The organism is Luteibacter sahnii (genome assembly GCF_034063545.1).
Lineage (GTDB): Bacteria > Pseudomonadota > Gammaproteobacteria > Xanthomonadales > Rhodanobacteraceae > Luteibacter > Luteibacter sahnii.
The window spans coordinates 876,631-892,511 of the sequence record NZ_JAQLOK010000002.1; the positions used below are offsets into that span (position 1 = coordinate 876,631).

General features: G+C 69.4%; 11 protein-coding genes and 1 riboswitch. Of the genes, 4 read left to right on the forward strand and 7 right to left on the reverse strand.

Annotated elements, in window-relative coordinates; translation table 11 throughout:
- Positions 1-7 precede the first annotated feature (7 nt).
- From PI246_RS09300 to PI246_RS09320, 5 genes are all read right to left on the reverse strand, one after another.
- The gene (locus PI246_RS09300) at positions 8-343 is read right to left on the reverse strand and encodes a hypothetical protein (RefSeq protein WP_320550981.1); all 336 of its coding nucleotides are present in this window, start codon (positions 341-343) and stop codon (positions 8-10) included.
- On the reverse strand, positions 340-900 hold the full coding sequence (gene mobA / locus PI246_RS09305) for a molybdenum cofactor guanylyltransferase (RefSeq protein ID WP_320550982.1): 561 nt from the start codon (positions 898-900) through the stop codon (positions 340-342). Before mobA ends, PI246_RS09300 begins: the two co-directional genes overlap by 4 nt.
- Complete coding sequence (locus PI246_RS09310; protein WP_320550983.1) at positions 870-2,063, reverse strand: molybdopterin molybdotransferase MoeA; 1,194 nt, start codon at positions 2,061-2,063, stop codon at positions 870-872. The genes mobA and PI246_RS09310 overlap by 31 nt, the downstream gene beginning before the upstream one ends.
- 70 nt (positions 2,064-2,133) lie before the next feature.
- Positions 2,134-4,173 (reverse strand): elongation factor G, encoded by a 2,040-nt coding sequence (fusA, locus tag PI246_RS09315; RefSeq protein WP_320550984.1) that lies wholly within the window; start codon positions 4,171-4,173, stop codon positions 2,134-2,136.
- A gap of 580 nt (positions 4,174-4,753) precedes the next feature.
- On the reverse strand, positions 4,754-7,138 hold the full coding sequence (locus PI246_RS09320) for a membrane-bound PQQ-dependent dehydrogenase, glucose/quinate/shikimate family (protein ID WP_320550985.1): 2,385 nt from the start codon (positions 7,136-7,138) through the stop codon (positions 4,754-4,756).
- A gap of 140 nt (positions 7,139-7,278) precedes the next feature.
- On the opposite strand from PI246_RS09320, the gene PI246_RS09325 reads away from it, so the two are divergent.
- Positions 7,279-8,259, forward strand: coding sequence for an aldo/keto reductase (locus tag PI246_RS09325; RefSeq protein WP_320550986.1), 981 nt, complete (start codon positions 7,279-7,281; stop codon positions 8,257-8,259).
- Here PI246_RS09325 and PI246_RS09330 read toward each other — a convergent pair.
- On the reverse strand, positions 8,226-9,536 hold the full coding sequence (locus PI246_RS09330; RefSeq protein ID WP_320550987.1) for a glycosyltransferase: 1,311 nt from the start codon (positions 9,534-9,536) through the stop codon (positions 8,226-8,228). The two genes, PI246_RS09325 and PI246_RS09330, sit on opposite strands and share 34 nt — an antisense overlap.
- Positions 9,537-9,579: 43 nt before the next feature.
- Positions 9,580-9,798: riboswitch (cobalamin riboswitch) on the forward strand.
- Between the two features lie 158 nt (positions 9,799-9,956).
- On the opposite strand from PI246_RS09330, the gene metE reads away from it, so the two are divergent.
- The 3 genes from metE (at position 9,957) to PI246_RS09345 (ending at position 14,501) form a co-directional block, all read left to right on the forward strand.
- Entirely contained in the window at positions 9,957-12,305 is a 2,349-nt protein-coding gene (gene metE, locus PI246_RS09335) for a 5-methyltetrahydropteroyltriglutamate--homocysteine S-methyltransferase (RefSeq protein ID WP_320550988.1), read from the forward strand.
- Positions 12,306-12,625: 320 nt separating this feature from the next.
- Positions 12,626-13,846, forward strand: a complete 1,221-nt coding sequence (gene metK, locus PI246_RS09340) for a methionine adenosyltransferase (RefSeq protein ID WP_320550989.1) — start codon at positions 12,626-12,628, stop codon at positions 13,844-13,846.
- 133 nt (positions 13,847-13,979) lie between these two features.
- Entirely contained in the window at positions 13,980-14,501 is a 522-nt protein-coding gene (locus PI246_RS09345; RefSeq protein ID WP_320550990.1) for a DUF4142 domain-containing protein, read from the forward strand.
- Positions 14,502-14,711: 210 nt separating this feature from the next.
- Here the strand turns inward: PI246_RS09345 and PI246_RS09350 are convergent, their stop codons facing one another.
- A complete protein-coding gene (locus PI246_RS09350; RefSeq protein WP_320550991.1) occupies positions 14,712-15,857 on the reverse strand; it encodes a sugar ABC transporter permease in 1,146 nt (381 codons plus the stop codon).
- Positions 15,858-15,881: the final 24 nt, after the last annotated feature.

A 15,881-nucleotide genomic window follows, 5' to 3' on the forward strand; every position in this document is an offset into this window, starting at 1 on the left:
CGGCGGCTCACGACCTGCGGCGGCGCAGGCTGTCCTTCACGTCGACGTCGAGCAGCACCCGCGTTGCCGCCGTGCTGGAGCCGGGAAGGTCGAACGTGAGGCCGTCCTTGCTCGGCAACCGTGCCTTGAGTTCGCGCAGCCGCTCGCGTGGCACCTCCAGGCACCAGTCGTGTGCGGTGCCGTTCAGCACACAGGCGCCGTCGGTCGCATCGATGGCATAGCGCATGGTGAACACGCTGCCGAAGGCGGTGGAGCCGAGCAGCGCGACGTCGTCGAGCAGTTCGGCCAGTTCATCCTCGTCGATCCGCACGCGGATCGCGTCGTTCTCCAGTTGCACCCTCATGCGGTCACCTCGTTCCATTCGTCAGGCGTGTTGCAGTTGACCAGCGCGTCCGTGTCCAGGCCGTCGAGCGGAAGTTCATGCGCGCCGAGGGCCGCCTGCAAGGCCGAGGGGGACCGGCGGCGGGGGTCGTCCTGGCGCATGAGCGTGTCGAGCATGGCTCGCACCGCGTCGTCCAGACACAGCATCATCGGCAACGGGTGCCCCGCGAAGCGGGTGGCACGCGCGCCGCCGACCAGCAGCGATCTCAGCAACCCCGGATGCAACCGCGGCATGTCCACCGGCACGATGAGCCAGCGCCCGTCGGCCAGCGACGGTGCCGCGCTGGCGAGGCCACCCAGCGGCCCGCTCCGCGGATAGCGATCGGGAATACCGCCGGGTCGCGGTCCACTCACCACGACGCGCTCGGCACCGGCATCGCGCAGGACGCGCGCGCTACGCGCGAGCAGCGTTTCGCCGTCGATGGTCAGCAAGGCCTTGTCGCGCCCCATGCGCGAGGACAGGCCACCGGCAAGGATGAGGCCACCGATCACGGCGCGTCGGCGGGATCGAGCGGCCATGCGTCCGCGTGGTCGCCGAACGTGTCGGACGACGTCAGCCACAGGTCGGCGCGGGTGAACGGCGCGATGCGATACGCGGCCTGCGCGGGCAATAGCCGCGCCACGCGCTCGTCGTCCACCGTGTCCCATGCGCCGAACTGGAAATGATGCAGACCTTCGCGCACCGGCGGCGCCTCGACCAGGCGCACGCGGCGCGGCCGCTCCGGCGGCATGCCCGCCATCGCACGCAACACCGGTCCCACGAAGAAGCGATAGCCGGTGGCCACGGCGATCGGGTTGCCGGGCAGGCAGACCACGAGCGGGCCGCCGTCGAAGCGCGCCGCCATCAACGGCTTCGCTGGGCGGATCGCCACCTTGTGGAAGAGTTCGCGCGCGCCGAGCGAGGCCAGCGCGGTCGGCACGAAATCGAAGCGGCCCGCCGACACCGCCCCCGTGGTGACGATGAGGTCGGCGTCGGCCGCTTGCGCCGCGCGCACCGCCGCATGGAAGGCGCCGCCCGTGTCGGGCACGCGCGAACGCGCGACGATCGAGGCGCCCCAACGGGCCAGGCTGGCCGCGAGATACGGGCCGTTGGAATCGTGGATGCCCCCCTCGGGCAGCGGACCGTCCGCGTGCAGTTCGGTGCCGGTCGTGATCACCGCGACGCGGGGGCGACGCATGACCTCGACCTGGGCGATGCCCACCGCGGCCAGCAGCATGACGGCCGCGGTGTCGATACGCCGGCCGGCGTGCAGCACCGCCTCGCCCACGGCGACGTCGCTGCCCGCGCGCCGGATGTTCAGGCCGGGGGTTTCGTCGCGCAACAGGCGCACGACGTCGCCCTCGCGCGCGCAGCGCTCGACCGGCACGACGGTATCGAATCCCTCGGGCAGGCGCGCTCCCGTGGCGATCTCGCACGCCTCGGCCCCGGGGTAGGCCGCCGTACCGTCGCCGGCCGCATGCATGGCGGCCACGGTCGCGGCGTGGCCGGCGGGGCGCCCCGCGGCCGGCATCCGCAAGGCGTAACCGTCCATGGCCGCGTTGTCGAAACCCGGCAACGCGAGCGGGCTGACGATGTCGGCGGCGAGGACACGGCCTGTCGCGACCTCGAGCGCCACGTGTTCCGCCGCGAGCCGTGGCGTGGCCGCGATGAGCAGCGAAAGGGCATCGGGGTAGGCGATCATGGCGCAAGCCTAACGCATGGATGCGCCCCGCACGTGACCGGATCGATCACGTGCGGGGCGCTGCCGCGGGTCACGCGGCGGGACGATAGGCGTGAAACGCAACGCTGGCCGACGCACGCCCCTGGCTCAGCGAACGCAACGCCGTGCTGTAGCCGTCGAGCCGTGCCAGCGGCACGTCGGCTTCAACCTCGGTGCGCTCCTGCCGGTCGGTCAGGTTGACGATCTGGCCGCCCCGTCGCTGCAGGTCGCCCAATACGTCGCCCACCGCCGTACCCGGTGCGCTCACCGACACGCGCATCACCGGTTCGAGCAGCACGGTGCCGGTCGCCTCGAGGGCCGCCTTCACCGCCATCTGCGCGGCACGGTGGAACGCGCCCTCGCTGGAGTCGACCGCGTGCGCCTGGCCGTCGAGCACGATCACCTGCGTGCCCACCACCGGATAGCCGCGAGGCCCTTCCAGCAGCGCCGCGCGCGCGCCTTTCTCCACCGCCGGCTGGAACGGCTTCGGGATCACGCCACCGGTCGTACGGTCCTCGTAGCGGTTGGCCTCGCCGTCGACCGGCGACACCGACAGCACCACGCGGGCGTACTGGCCGCTGCCGCCGGTCTGCTTGGCGAGCTTGCCCTCGACCGGACCGGACGCGCGTGCTGGCGTTTCCTGGTACGCCACGCGCGGCGAACCGGTGCGCACCTGCACGCCCCACTCGCGGCGCAGGCGTTCCACCATCACCTCCAGGTGGAGTTCGCCCATGCCCCAGACCAGCGTCTCGCCCGTGTCCGGATCGGTGCCCACGCGGAAGGACGGATCCTCCTGCGCCAGGCGCGCGAGCCCGTTGCCGAGCTTGAGCAGGTCGGCCGATTTTTCCGGCGACAGCCGCCACGAAAGCACCGCCGGCTGGGCGTGGATGGTTTCCAGGCGCACCCGGTGATGAGCATCGGACAGCGTCTCGCCCGTCGCGACGTCTTTCCAGCCCGCGATGGCGACGATGTCGCCCGCCTCGGCGACCTCTACCGCGTCGGTGTCGTCCGCGCGCACCACGGCCAGCCGCCCGATCCGCTGCACGCGGTCGGTGCCGCTGCGCCACACCGCGTCGCCGACGTGCAGGCGGCCGGCGTACACGCGAACGAACGCGAGGGGACCATGTGCCTGGTTGACCACCTTGAACACGAGCGCGGCGAGCGGCGCCGCCGCGTCCGGCGCGACGGCGATATCGCCCGCGTCGGTATGCCCGGGCACGGCGGGCCGATCCGCCGGCGACGGCAGATAAGCCACGAACGCGTCGAGCAACGGCTCGATGCCGACGTGGCGGAACGCGGATCCCGGCAACACGGGCTGCCCGAGGCCGGCCAGCGTGCCGCGACGCAACGCGGCCGCGAGCGCGATCGCGTCGATCGGCAACTCGGCGAGCCACCGCTCGGCCAGCGCCTCGTCGCGGTCGGCGACGGCGGCCACGAGGTCGGCGCGGGCGGGCGCGTGGGCCGCCCGCTCGTCGTCGTTCCATGCGCGCACGGTCGGCATGCCCGCGTCGTCGAAGCGCCAGATGCGTTCGGCCACGAGGTCGACCAGGCCCACGATGTGTTCGCCTTCCATCACCGGCGAAGCGACCACCCACGGATTCGCCCCGAGCCGGTCGCGCATCTGCGCGACGGTCGCATCGAAGTCCGCGCCGGGCCGGTCCATCTTGTTGACGAACGCCATCAGCGGCACGCCGTGGCGACGGGCCTGGTGCCACACGGTTTCCGATTGCGGCTGCACGCCGGCCACGCCGGAGAACACCACCACGGCACCGTCGAGCACGCGCAGCGAACGCTCCACCTCGATGGCGAAATCGATGTGGCCCGGCGTGTCGATGAGCGTGAGCCGATGCGGCAGGCCGCCCTCGGGCGTCCAGTTCGCGCGCACGGCCGCGGCGCCGATCGTGATGCCACGCTCGCGCTCCAGTTCCATGTGATCGGTGGTGGTCGCGCCGTCGTGCACTTCACCGGTGCGGTGGATCGCGCCCGTCTTGTAAAGCAGGCGTTCGGTCAGCGTGGTCTTGCCGGCGTCGACGTGGGCGATGATGCCGAGGTTGCGCCAACGGCCAACGGGGATGCTGTCTCGGGTGGTCATGGTGAAACGGTTCCTTCAAGGATCGCCAGGGGCTCGATGCGTTTTTGGCGTGACGAGCGAGGCATTCCCCGAGGCCCTCCCGTCGCCCCTGGCGTGAGCGGAACGGGTCAGGATCGGGGGTCGCGGCGGTTCTTCATGGCACGTGGCTCCGGATGGGAAAGGCAAAAAAAAGCACCCTTGCGGGTGCTTTGAGGTGTTCATGGCCGGGCCCGTCCTACGACGAGGCACCGCCCTCCACGGCGCGCGCGCACCCGCGACGCGCCCAGGGGGCGATCGATGGCAGACGGATCAATGCGTGCTTGCACGGCGACATGGGTGGCTCCGGTTTCAGGGGGCGGATGCTACGCCGGGTCGGATGGCGTAGCAACGGCTGGACGGTAACGTCGGGGCGGTGGCGATGCTTTCAAGCGTCCCAAGCGACCGGACCCACATCGACGGTTCGCGCCTCCGTCCGCGTGCCCGTCGGCAGCGGATCGATCGCAGGGAAGGCGCCCGCGACGCGATAGGGTCAGGCTGGCCGAGCGCGGGATCCACCGCCGGGCGACCGGTCGTCGCGACCGCGCCGCCCACGGCTCGCCCGTTATGGCAGCGCGTACGCCATGACGTAATCCCCCGACCGCGTCCCCAATCCGCTGTGCCCGCCCGCGGCGATCACCACGTATTGCTTGCCGTGGATCGAATACGACATCGGATTGGCCTGCCCACCCGCGGGCAGCCGCGCTTTCCACAGCTCCTTGCCCGTGCGCTCGTCGATCGCGCGCAGATAGTCGTCCGCCGTGGCGCCGATGAAGATCAGCCCACCGCGCGTGGTCATGTTGCCGCCGATGTTGAATATGCCCGTCGGCAACGGCGCGTTGACGTGCGTGCCGAACGGACCGGTGTCGCGCGTCGTACCCAGCGGGTGCTCCCAGACCAGCTGGTGCGTCACCAGGTCGATCGCCGCCAGCGTGCCCCACGGCGGCGGATTGCACGGCACGCCGAGCGGATTCAGCCACGGCTTCACCTTGCCGACGTAGGGCGTTCCGTACTGCGGCGCGAGACCGCCGCCGACCGGCGGCTCGTTGCCCTGCCCGTTCCACGGCGTCACCAACCCCTTCGCCTCCGCGGGACCGCGCGGTGCCAGGCTGACCATGAACGGGATGTAGTTCGCGTTGGCGATGATCAGCTTGTTGAACGGATCGATCGACGCGCCATGCCAGTCGATCACGCCGTCGAACGCGGGATACACGATGGTGTCGGTCAACTGCGGCGGCGTGAACTGGCCCTTGTACACCGCCTTGCGGAACTGGATACGACACATGAGCTGATCGAACGGCGTCGCACCCCACAGGTGCTGTTCGGTGAGGTCCGCAGGCGTCAAGGATGGCATGCCGGTGGAGTACGGCTGGGTCGGCGACGTGTGGTCGCCCGCCACCGCGCCCTGCGGCACCGGCTTCTCCTCCACCTTGGTCACCGGCGTACCCGTGCGACGATCGAGTACGAAGAACTCGCCACGCTTGGTCGTCTGCACCAGCGCGGGAATCGTCCCGTCCGGCGCCGGCAGGTCGACGAGCGACGGACCGGTCGGCACGTCCATGTCCCACAGATCGTGATGCGTGTTCTGGAACACCCACTTCGGCGCGCCCGTCTCGATGTCCAGCGCGACAGTGGAACTGGAATAGGTTTCGTCGAACGGACGACGATGTCCGCCGAAATAATCCGGCGTGGCGTTGCCCATCGGCAGGTACACCATCCCCAGGTCCGGGTCGGCCGTGTACACGCCCCACGCGTTCGGCGTGCCGCGCGTGAGCTGGTCGTCTGGACCCGGATGCCAGTTCTGCGGATCGTGACCGACGTCCCATGCCCAGATGAGCTTGCCGGTGAGCGGATCGAACGCGCGCACGGCGCCCGACGGCTCGTTCTCCGCCTGGTTGTCGTAGACCCAGCCGCCGAGGATGGCGCGGTCCTTCAGCACCAGGGGCGGCGAGGTCACGAAATGGAAGCCCGCCGGCACGTGGCCGAGGTATTGCGTCAGCGAGATGAATCCGTGTTCGCCAAAGTCGTCGCAGGGCTTGCCGGTGTCCGCGTTGAGGGCCATCAAGCGTGCGTCGAGCACGGGCGCGAGGATGCGTCGCGGGCAATCGGTGGCCGTGCCGGCGGGCGCTTCGTAATACGCGACGCCGCGACACGCGAGGTAGACGTCGGCATCGGTCTTCGCCTTGGGATCGAACGTCCACCTGGTCTTGCCTGTGGCGGCATCCAGCGCCACGACCCAGCTGTGTCCGGTGCACACGTAGAGCGTATCGCCGACCTTGATCGGCGTGTCTTCGAAATTGAACTCGTGGCCGGCATCGGTGCCGCCCTTGTCCTCACCCGGACGCATGGTATCGCCGGTGCGCGCCGTCCAGGCGAGCTTGAGGTTCCTGACGTTGTCGACGTTGATCTGGTCCAGCGGCGAAAAACGGTCGCCCTTGGGCGTGCGGCCATAGAACGCCCAGTCGCCGTCAGCCACCGAACGGTCCACGCCGTCGGGCAGGTTGCGCTGGGCGGCTTCGCCCTGCACGCCCACCGGGTGCATGAATCCCGCCACGCCCACGCCCACGCAGGCCAGCAGCGCGACAACAACCGCGATCGCGCCGGCGCGCTCCGGCGTGAGGCGGCGCCGTACCCACGGCATGAGCAGGTAGATGCCGAGCACCGTCGGCACGAACAGGCGCGGCTCGAGCGACCAGCCGTTGAAGCCCACCTCGTACAGCGCCCACGCAACGGTACCTAGCAGCGTCACCGCGTAAAGCCACAGCGCGCGTCCCGATCCGCGCCACAGCAGGACACCGGTGAGGCAAACGGCGGCACCGGCGACCAGGTAGTAGAACGATCCGCCCAAGGCCACGAGCCACGCACCGCCCGCGGCAAGCGCCAGGCCAAGCAAGGCGATCGCCGCTCCGGTGATCCGCGGTGGGCGGCGTGATGGAATGATCCTCGACATCGTGTTCTCCGGCAGGACGTGCGACTCACAGCACGTGGCGCCGGGTCGCGCTAAGCTGCCAACGATAGCCATGGCAGGTATAGGCGCCGTGTACGCCGCCATGCCATGGGCGTCATTTATTTTTGGAAAGGAGCGATGCCATGCGATACGTCCGACTCGGCAATACGGGCCTGGAGATATCACCGCTCGTGCTGGGCTGCATGACCTACGGCGCGCCCGAACGCGGCAACCACGCGTGGACGCTCGACGAAGCGAAGAGCCGCCCCTTCCTCCGCAAGGCGCTGGACCTGGGCATCAACACGTTCGACACCGCCAACGCGTATTCCGACGGCACGTCGGAGGAGATCCTCGGGCGGGCGCTGAAGGATTTCGCCCGCCGCGACGAGGTGGTGATCGCGACCAAGACCTTCTTCCGCTGGGGCAAGGGCGCGAACCAGGGCGGCCTGTCGCGCAAGGCCATCTTCCATTCTGTGGACGATTCGCTGTCGCGGCTGGGCACCGATTACGTCGACCTGCTGCAGATCCACCGTTTCGACCCCGCGACGCCGATCGAAGAAACCCTCGAGGCGCTCCACGACGTGGTCAAGTCAGGCAAGGCGCGTTACCTCGGCGCATCGTCGATGCACGCGTGGCAATTCGCCAAGATGGTATATACCTCGCGCCTTCACGGTTGGACCGGGTTCGTCAGCATGCAGGATCACTACAACCTCCTTCAGCGCGAGGAAGAGCGCGAGATGATCCCCTTCTGCATCGACCAGGGCATCGCGGTGATCCCGTGGAGCCCGCTCGCGCGTGGCCGCCTCACGCGCGACTGGGACCAAACCAGTTTCCGCCAGGACAACGACGTGTTCGGCGGCACGCTCTACCGGTCCACGGAAGCCTCCGACCGCGCCATCGTCGAGGCGGTGAAGGCCGTGGCCGACGCACGTGGCGTGCCGCGCGCGCAGGTGGCCCTGGCCTGGGTCGCACAGCGACGGGGTGTAACGGCGCCGATCGTGGGCGCGTCCAAGCCGCATCATCTCGATGACGCGGTCGCGGCGCTGGACCTGGCGCTGACCGACGAGGAGATCGCGACGCTGGAGAACGCCTACGTGCCCCATCCGGTGGAAGGGTTCGATTGACGACGGCGCTCGATGGCGTCTTCGATCATGTCCGCCGTACGGGAAGTGCCTTGTTCGGCGCGTAGCGTCGCGCTGACCTGGGCGGCGCGCCCCGCCACACGCCGGTCGTCGATGAGTCGCCCGAGCAGCGCGGCCGCCCGGCCGGCCCGATAGCGCCCGGCGCGCAGCGACGCACCGACGCCCAGGCGGGCCACGCGTTCGGCGTTGTCGAACTGGTCGAAGCCGTGCGGCACGACCAGCGCCGGCCGGCCCGCACGCAGGGCTTCGTGCGTGGTGCCGATGCCGCCGTGATGCACCACGGCGGCACCGCGCTCGAACAGCGCGCCGTGAGGCGCGTAGTCGACCGCGAGCATGCCCTCGGGCAATCGGCCCAGCCGTTCGCGCAGCGCGGGGGAACCGGTGAGCAAGACGGCGCGCGTGCCCAGCGACCGCGCGGCCTGGATGCTCTCGCGGAGAAAGAGCTCACCCGCATGCACGGCCGCCGACCCGAGGGTAAACACCACCGGTGGCGTGCCCGCGTCGAGGAAGGCGCGCAACGCCTCGTCGAGGCGCCCGCTGTCCGGTGCGTAACGGCACCAGCCGGTGAGCAGGGCCTGCGGCGGGGCATCGCCAGGCAATGCCCCAAGCAACGGCGAATACATCGCCAGCACACCGCCGGGCGCGTGCTGGCCGCGATGGAACGGATCGCCCCACGCGGACACCAGCGGCAGGCCGAGCGCTTGGCGGAACGCACGCACCGGCGCCGTCCACGAGCGCGTCGCCACGCGTGCGGCGCGTTGCAGCCACGCCCCCCGGCGCGACGACGCGCGCACGTAGCGATCGAACCACGCCACGCCGGTCGCCGGCGGATCGTCGGCGGAAAGGAACACCGAAGGCGACAGCACCGCCGACAGCCAGGCCAATGGCCGGGTCTCGCCGAGGATCTGACCCGCGAATGCCAGCGTGGTGGTGACGATGGCGTCTGCCCCGGCGCAGACCGGCGCCAACGCCGCGTAGCTCGCCGCCACGTCGACCGCGGCGAGGTCGCGCACGACGAAGCGTGGCCCCCGCACGGGATGGAAAGCGCGCGCGGCGAACGCTGCCTTGTCATCGGGCTCGGCGATGCCCGTGGCGTTGATGAACTCCAGCCCGGCGGCGGCCACCGCCTGCTGGTGCATGCCGTGCGCGCCGACCGTCACCTGGTGGCCACGGCGGACGAGCTCCCGGCCCACGGCAAGGAAGGGAAAGAGATCGCCCTGCGATCCCACCGTTGCGATCACGACATGGCCTGGCTTCATGCCCCCCATGGTGGCGCATTTGACTTCCGCCGTGCGGACGACTAATTTCCGGGTCGCCAGCGGTCTTTATCTTCGTATTCGAATACAAAGATAAAGCTAAGAGGGAAGCCGGTGGGAATCCGGCGCTGCCCCGCAGCGGTATGTGGAGACGAGCCCGTCAAACGCACTGAAAGCGTCCGCGCTTTCGGGAAGCGACGGTCGAGGCGGCATCGACGATGCCACATCCACGAGCCCGAAGACCTGCCGCCAGCCGGGGAGCGACGTCTCTCCGTCCGACCTGGGTCCGCTCCCGCCGGGGCGGCACCGGTTCGCCCGCGGGGGCGAAGGTCGACGGTCAGCACCACGCCGCCGGGCTCGCGCCGGGTGGCACGCGGCTTGCCGCCCTTCCCTCCTCTTTGCCACTGAAGAGGATGTCCACTCATGCCACACGTTACGTACCTCGGGTTTCCCCGGATCGGCCGGCGCCGCGAACTCAAGCGCGCGCTGGAGAGCCACTGGAAGGGAGACACCACCACCGACGACCTGCTCGCGGTCGCCGCCAGCCTGCGCCGGCGCCACTGGAAGCTCGCCTGCGACGCGGGCGCCGACAGCGTGCCCGTGAACGACTTCTCGTTGTACGACCACGTGCTCGACGCGGCCGTCGCGGTCGACGCGATTCCCGATCGCTACCGCACCCTGCAGGCGCGCGACCCGCTGGCGGCCTACTTCGCCATGGCACGCGGACACCAGGACAGCGGCGTCGACCTGCATGCCCTGGAAATGACCAAGTGGTTCGATACCAACTACCACTACATCGTCCCCGAACTCGTCGCCGGCCAGGTCTTCGCCGCCCGTCCCGGGAAGCTCGTCGGGGAGTTCCGCGAGGCGGTGGACGCCGGCCACCGGGCCCGCCCGGTGCTGCTGGGCCCGGTGAGCTTCCTGCGCCTGGCCAAGACGGTGGACGGCAGCGCGGCACTCGACCTCCTCGACGCCCTGCTGCCCGCCTGGCTCGGCCTGCTCGACGCGTTGGCGGACGCGGGCGCGGACTGGGTACAGGTGGACGAGCCCGTGCTGGTGCTCGACCTGGACGAGGCCACGCGCGCTGCGCTGCGCCGCACCTACGACGCGATCGCCGCACAGGGCCGCGTGCGCGTGCTGTTGGCGACCTACTTCGGCGCGCTGGACGACAACCTCGCCCTCGCCGGCGCATTGCCGGTCGCGGGGCTGCACGTGGACCTCGCCCGCGCACCCGGACAGCTTGAGCGCGTGCTCGACGCGCTGCCGTCCGATCGCGTGCTGTCCGCCGGGATCATCGACGGCCGCAACGTGTGGCTGAGCGATCCCGGCATCCTCCAGCCACGCGTCGCCCGGCTGCTCGAACGCGTGTCCGCGGATCGCCTGTGGTTGTCCACGTCGTGCTCGCTGCTGCATGTGCCGTTCGACGCCGAGGAAGAAACGCGGCTGCCGTCGCACATCGCATCGTGGCTGTCGTTCGCGCGGCAGAAGATCGGCGAGTTACGGTGTTACGCGGATGCCGGCACCGGCGACGCGACCGCGATCCGCGTCCTCGATCGGCAACGCGAAACCCTCGCCGCGCGGCAGGCCTCGCCCGAGGTGGTACGCGCGGATGTCCGGGCCCGCGTGCGCGGCCTCACGCCGCAATTCGCCCAGCGTCGCTCGGCCTATGCCCACCGTTCGGCCGTGCAGCGCGAGCGCTTCGGCTTGCCCGACCTGCCCACCACCACCATCGGTTCGTTTCCGCAAACCCGCTCGCTGCGCAGCGCCCGCGCCGCCCACCGCGCCGGCCACCTCAACGACGCCGCCTATGCGGCCCTGCTGCGCGACGCCATCCGCCACGCCGTTCGCTTCCAGGAAACCGTGGGGCTGGACGTGCTCGTGCACGGCGAGCCCGAGCGCAACGACATGGTCGAATACTTCGGCGAGCAGCTGGACGGCTACGCGTTTACCGCGCTGGGCTGGGTGCAGAGCTACGGCTCACGCTGCGTCAAGCCGCCGATCATCTACGGCGATGTCGCCCGTCCCGCGCCGATGACCGTGGCGTGGTCGGCCTTCGCGCAATCGCTCACCGACAAGCCGATGAAAGGCATGCTCACCGGCCCGGTCACGATGTTGCAGTGGTCGTTCGTGCGCGACGACGTGCCCCGCGCGGACGTCTGCCGGCAGATCGCGCTCGCCCTGCGCGACGAGGTGCACGACCTGGAAAAAGCCGGCATCGGCATCATCCAGATCGACGAGCCGGCGTTGCGCGAAGGCCTGCCGCTGCGCCGCGACGCATGGGCGACTTACCTCGACTGGGCCGTCGACGCCTTTCGCATCGCCGCCGGGGGCGTGAGCGATGCCACCCAGGTGCATACGCACATGTGCTACTCGGAGTTCAACGACATCATCGACGCCGTGGCCGCGATGGACGCCGACGTGATCTCGATCGAGACCAGCCGCTCGCGGATGGAACTGCTCGACGCCTTCACCCGCTTCCGCTACCCCAACGGCATCGGCCCCGGCGTCTACGACATCCATTCGCCGCGCGTACCGACCCAGGCCGAGATGGCCGACCTGGTCGCCCGTGCGCTCCAGGTGCTGCGGCCGGACCAGCTGTGGATCAACCCCGACTGCGGCCTCAAGACCCGCGGCTGGCCGGAGGTGACCGAGGCGCTGACGGGGATGGTGGCTGTGGCGCGGGCGGCTCGGGAGGGAGCGGGTGGGCGTGGTGGGGTGATGGCTGGGGGGTGGGGGGCGGGAAGTGGGGGCGCAGATCCGGCGCTCGGTTGAGGGGGCTGGTGGTGTTGCGCAGGTGACGGTGATCCTGGGCTGAGCGGCTCGGTGGGCGAACGTCGCGAAAGACGCCGCCGCCCGCTCTCGCGAAAGGCCACCCCGCCCGTGACAGCTCCCTCAACCGCACGCCGGGCCTGCGCCCCACTTCCCGCCCCCCGTCTCCATCGCGCACCGCCCGCCCCCACTCCCCCCCCCTGAACCTCCATGCAATCGTCACCCCCGCCCGCTACCCTTGGCGCTGCAAACCGGCGCCGGGGCGTGTATCATGGCGCGCCTCTATTTATCTCTTTATCCGTAAAGAAGGATATATCCCCCCGATGAGCAACTACCTCTTCACCTCCGAGTCGGTCTCCGAAGGCCATCCGGACAAGATCGCCGACCAGATCTCCGACGCCGTCCTCGATGCCATCCTGGCGCAGGACCCCCGCGCTCGCGTGGCCTGCGAGACGCTGGTGAAGACCGGCGTCGCCATCGTTGCGGGCGAGATCACCACCAGCGCGTGGATCGACCTCGAAGCCCTCACCCGCAAGGTGATCCTCGACATCGGCTACGACTCCTCCGACGTCGGTTTCGACGGCGCCACCTGCGGCGTGCTCAACCTCATCGGCAAGCAGTCGCCCGATATCAACCAGGGCGTCGACCGCAAGAAGCCCGAAGAACAGGGCGCCGGTGACCAGGGCCTGATGTTCGGCTACGCCACCAACGAAACGGCCGAGTTCATGCCGGCGGCGATCCACCTGAGCCATCGCCTCGTGGAGCAGCAGGCCAAGGTCCGCAAGAAGAAGAACTCGCCGCTGCCGTGGCTGCGCCCGGACGCGAAGAGCCAGGTCACGCTGCGTTACGACGAGGCCGGCGAAGCCGTGGCCATCGACGCCGTGGTGCTGTCGACCCAGCACGACCCGGGCGTGAAGCAGAAAGATCTCGTCGAAGGCGTGCGTGAGCTGATCCTCAAGCCCGTGCTGCCGGCGAAGCTGCTGCACAAGGACACCAAGTTCCACATCAACCCGACCGGCAAGTTCGTGATCGGCGGTCCCGTGGGCGACTGCGGCCTGACCGGCCGCAAGATCATCGTCGACACCTACGGCGGCTGGGCCCGTCACGGTGGCGGCGCGTTCTCGGGCAAGGATCCCTCCAAGGTCGACCGCTCGGCCGCCTACGCCGCGCGTTACGTCGCCAAGAACATCGTGGCGGCCGGCCTCGCCGACCGTTGCGAAATCCAGGTGAGCTACGCCATCGGCGTGGCCGAGCCGACCTCGATCTCGGTCACCACCTTCGGCACCGGCAAGATTCCCGACGCGCAGATCGAGAAGCTGATCCGCAAGCACTTCGACCTGCGCCCGTACGGCATCATCAAGATGCTCGACCTGGTGCACCCGATCTACCAGCCGACCGCGTCCTACGGTCACTTCGGCCGCAAGCCTTACGAGGTCAAGGCTGCCGACGGCAGCACCTACACCGCGTTCTCGTGGGAGAAGACCGACAAGGCCGAACTCCTCCGCGACGCCGCCGGCCTCGGCGGCAAGGCCGCCCGCAAGTAAGCGGCCGATTCGTCGCGACGGATCGAACGGGCGCCTTCGGGCGCCCGTTTTCGTTGGAGGCGCCGACACAAGGTCACGACCGCTTCATGCCCCCCGTGAGACACCGTGCGCTGGTTCCATCGGAGAGCACACCATGTCACGAGCCCTTACCCCCTTCATCGCCAGCCTGCTGATCGCCGCCGCCCCGTTGGCCGCCCATGCGCAGGCCAAGGATACGCACGGCGGCACGCCCACCGATGCGTTCTTCTTCAAGAACGCCGGCATGACCGGCCTGGGCGAGGTCGAACTGAGCAAGCTCGCGGTGCAGCGGGCGCAGTCCTCGAAGGTGAAAGCGTACGCCCAGAAGATGGTCGACGAGCACAGCAAGGTGAACGACGAACTCGCCACCCTCAAGGACGGCGACAAGACCTACCAGCGCGCGACCCAGGTGGCGCCGGAGACCGACAAGCAGATCGATGCGCTCAGCCGCATGAGCGGCAGCGACTTCGACAAGGCGTACCTGAAGATCATGGTGGCCGACCACGAGGAAGCGGTCGCCCAGTTCTCGGCGGAGATCGAAAAAGGATCGAACGAGGAGATGAAGGCGTTCGCGAAGAAGACGCTGCCGTCCCTGAAGGCGCACCTGCAGATGGCGAAGTCGCTGTCGGGGCGTTGAGGGTATCGACGCGGGGAAAAAGGCGGGCACGGATCACCGACGCGATCGGTTCCCGTCCCCCGTAGGAAGGTCACGGCCGCATAGCGGCCGACAGGGTGGGAGCCCATCGCCTCGGCGATAGCCCCACCACACCTGCCGCACGTCACGATCGTCGGGCAGAAGCACGCCCAGCGCGCGAACCACCGGAGCGGCGACGCCGCTCTCCACCGATCAGCCGTTCCGGTTCGACCCCGACAACACATCTACCCACACCGCCAGCACGAGGATCACGCCCTTGATGATCATCTGCCAGGAGTTGTCGACGTCCATCAGTTGCATGCCGCTGTCGAGGCTCGCCATCACGAGGGCGCCGATCAGCGCGCCGTAGACGGTGCCCGAACCGCCGCGCATCGACGTGCCACCGATGAAGCAGGCCGAGATCGCGTCCAGTTCGCCGCCCGTGCCCGCCGACGGCGACCCCGAGCCCGTGCGCGCCACGGTGATGATGCCGGCGAACGCACACATGAGGCCCATGATCGCGAAGACGACCAGCTTGACCCGTCCCACGTTGACGCCGGACAGGCGCGTCGCCTCCATGTTGCCGCCCACCGCGTACACGTGGCGGCCGAACACGGTCTGCGTCGACACGTAGGTGAACACGGCCAGCAGCGCCAGCAGGATCATCACAGGGATGGGAATGCCGTTGGCGTCGTTGAGCATGCGGATGAAACCGGCCATGACCACGCCGATGGCTACCAGCCGGGCGACGTCGACCCAGACCGATCCCTGTTGCAGGCCCAGCTTGCCGCGCCGCACGCGACGGCGCACTGTGATGCCGATCAGCGCGAGGAAGATCACGCCGCCGATCCAGCGCGAGAGCGTGGGCGGCACGAAGCCCTGGCCCAGCGCGATGAGATCGTCGGGCGCCGGCGCGATGGTGGAGCTGCCGGTCACGTAGAGCACGATGCCGCGGAAGGCGAGCATGCCGCCCAGGCCCACGATGAACGAGGGCACCCGCATGCGCGTCACCACGAAGCCGTTGAACGCGCCGATCATCAGGCCCAGCACCAGCACGGCGCCGATCGACGGCCACGTGCCCCAGCCCATGTTCACGGTGAGGATCGCCACCACGCCGCCGAGCAGGCCCAGCTGCGAGCCGATCGACAGGTCGATCTCGCCGGCGATGATGATGAACACCATGCCGCAGGCGAGCATGCCGGTGATCGCCATCTGCCGGAAAAGGTTCGACAGGTTGTTCGGCGTGATGAAGGCCTGGTCGGTCTTCACGTGGAAGAACACCCAGATCAGCGCCACGGCGATGAGCAGGGCGAGAATCTTGTAGCGGACGAACAGCTGCTGGATTTTCTGCGAGTGCATCGGAACAACTTCCCTGGTGACGCG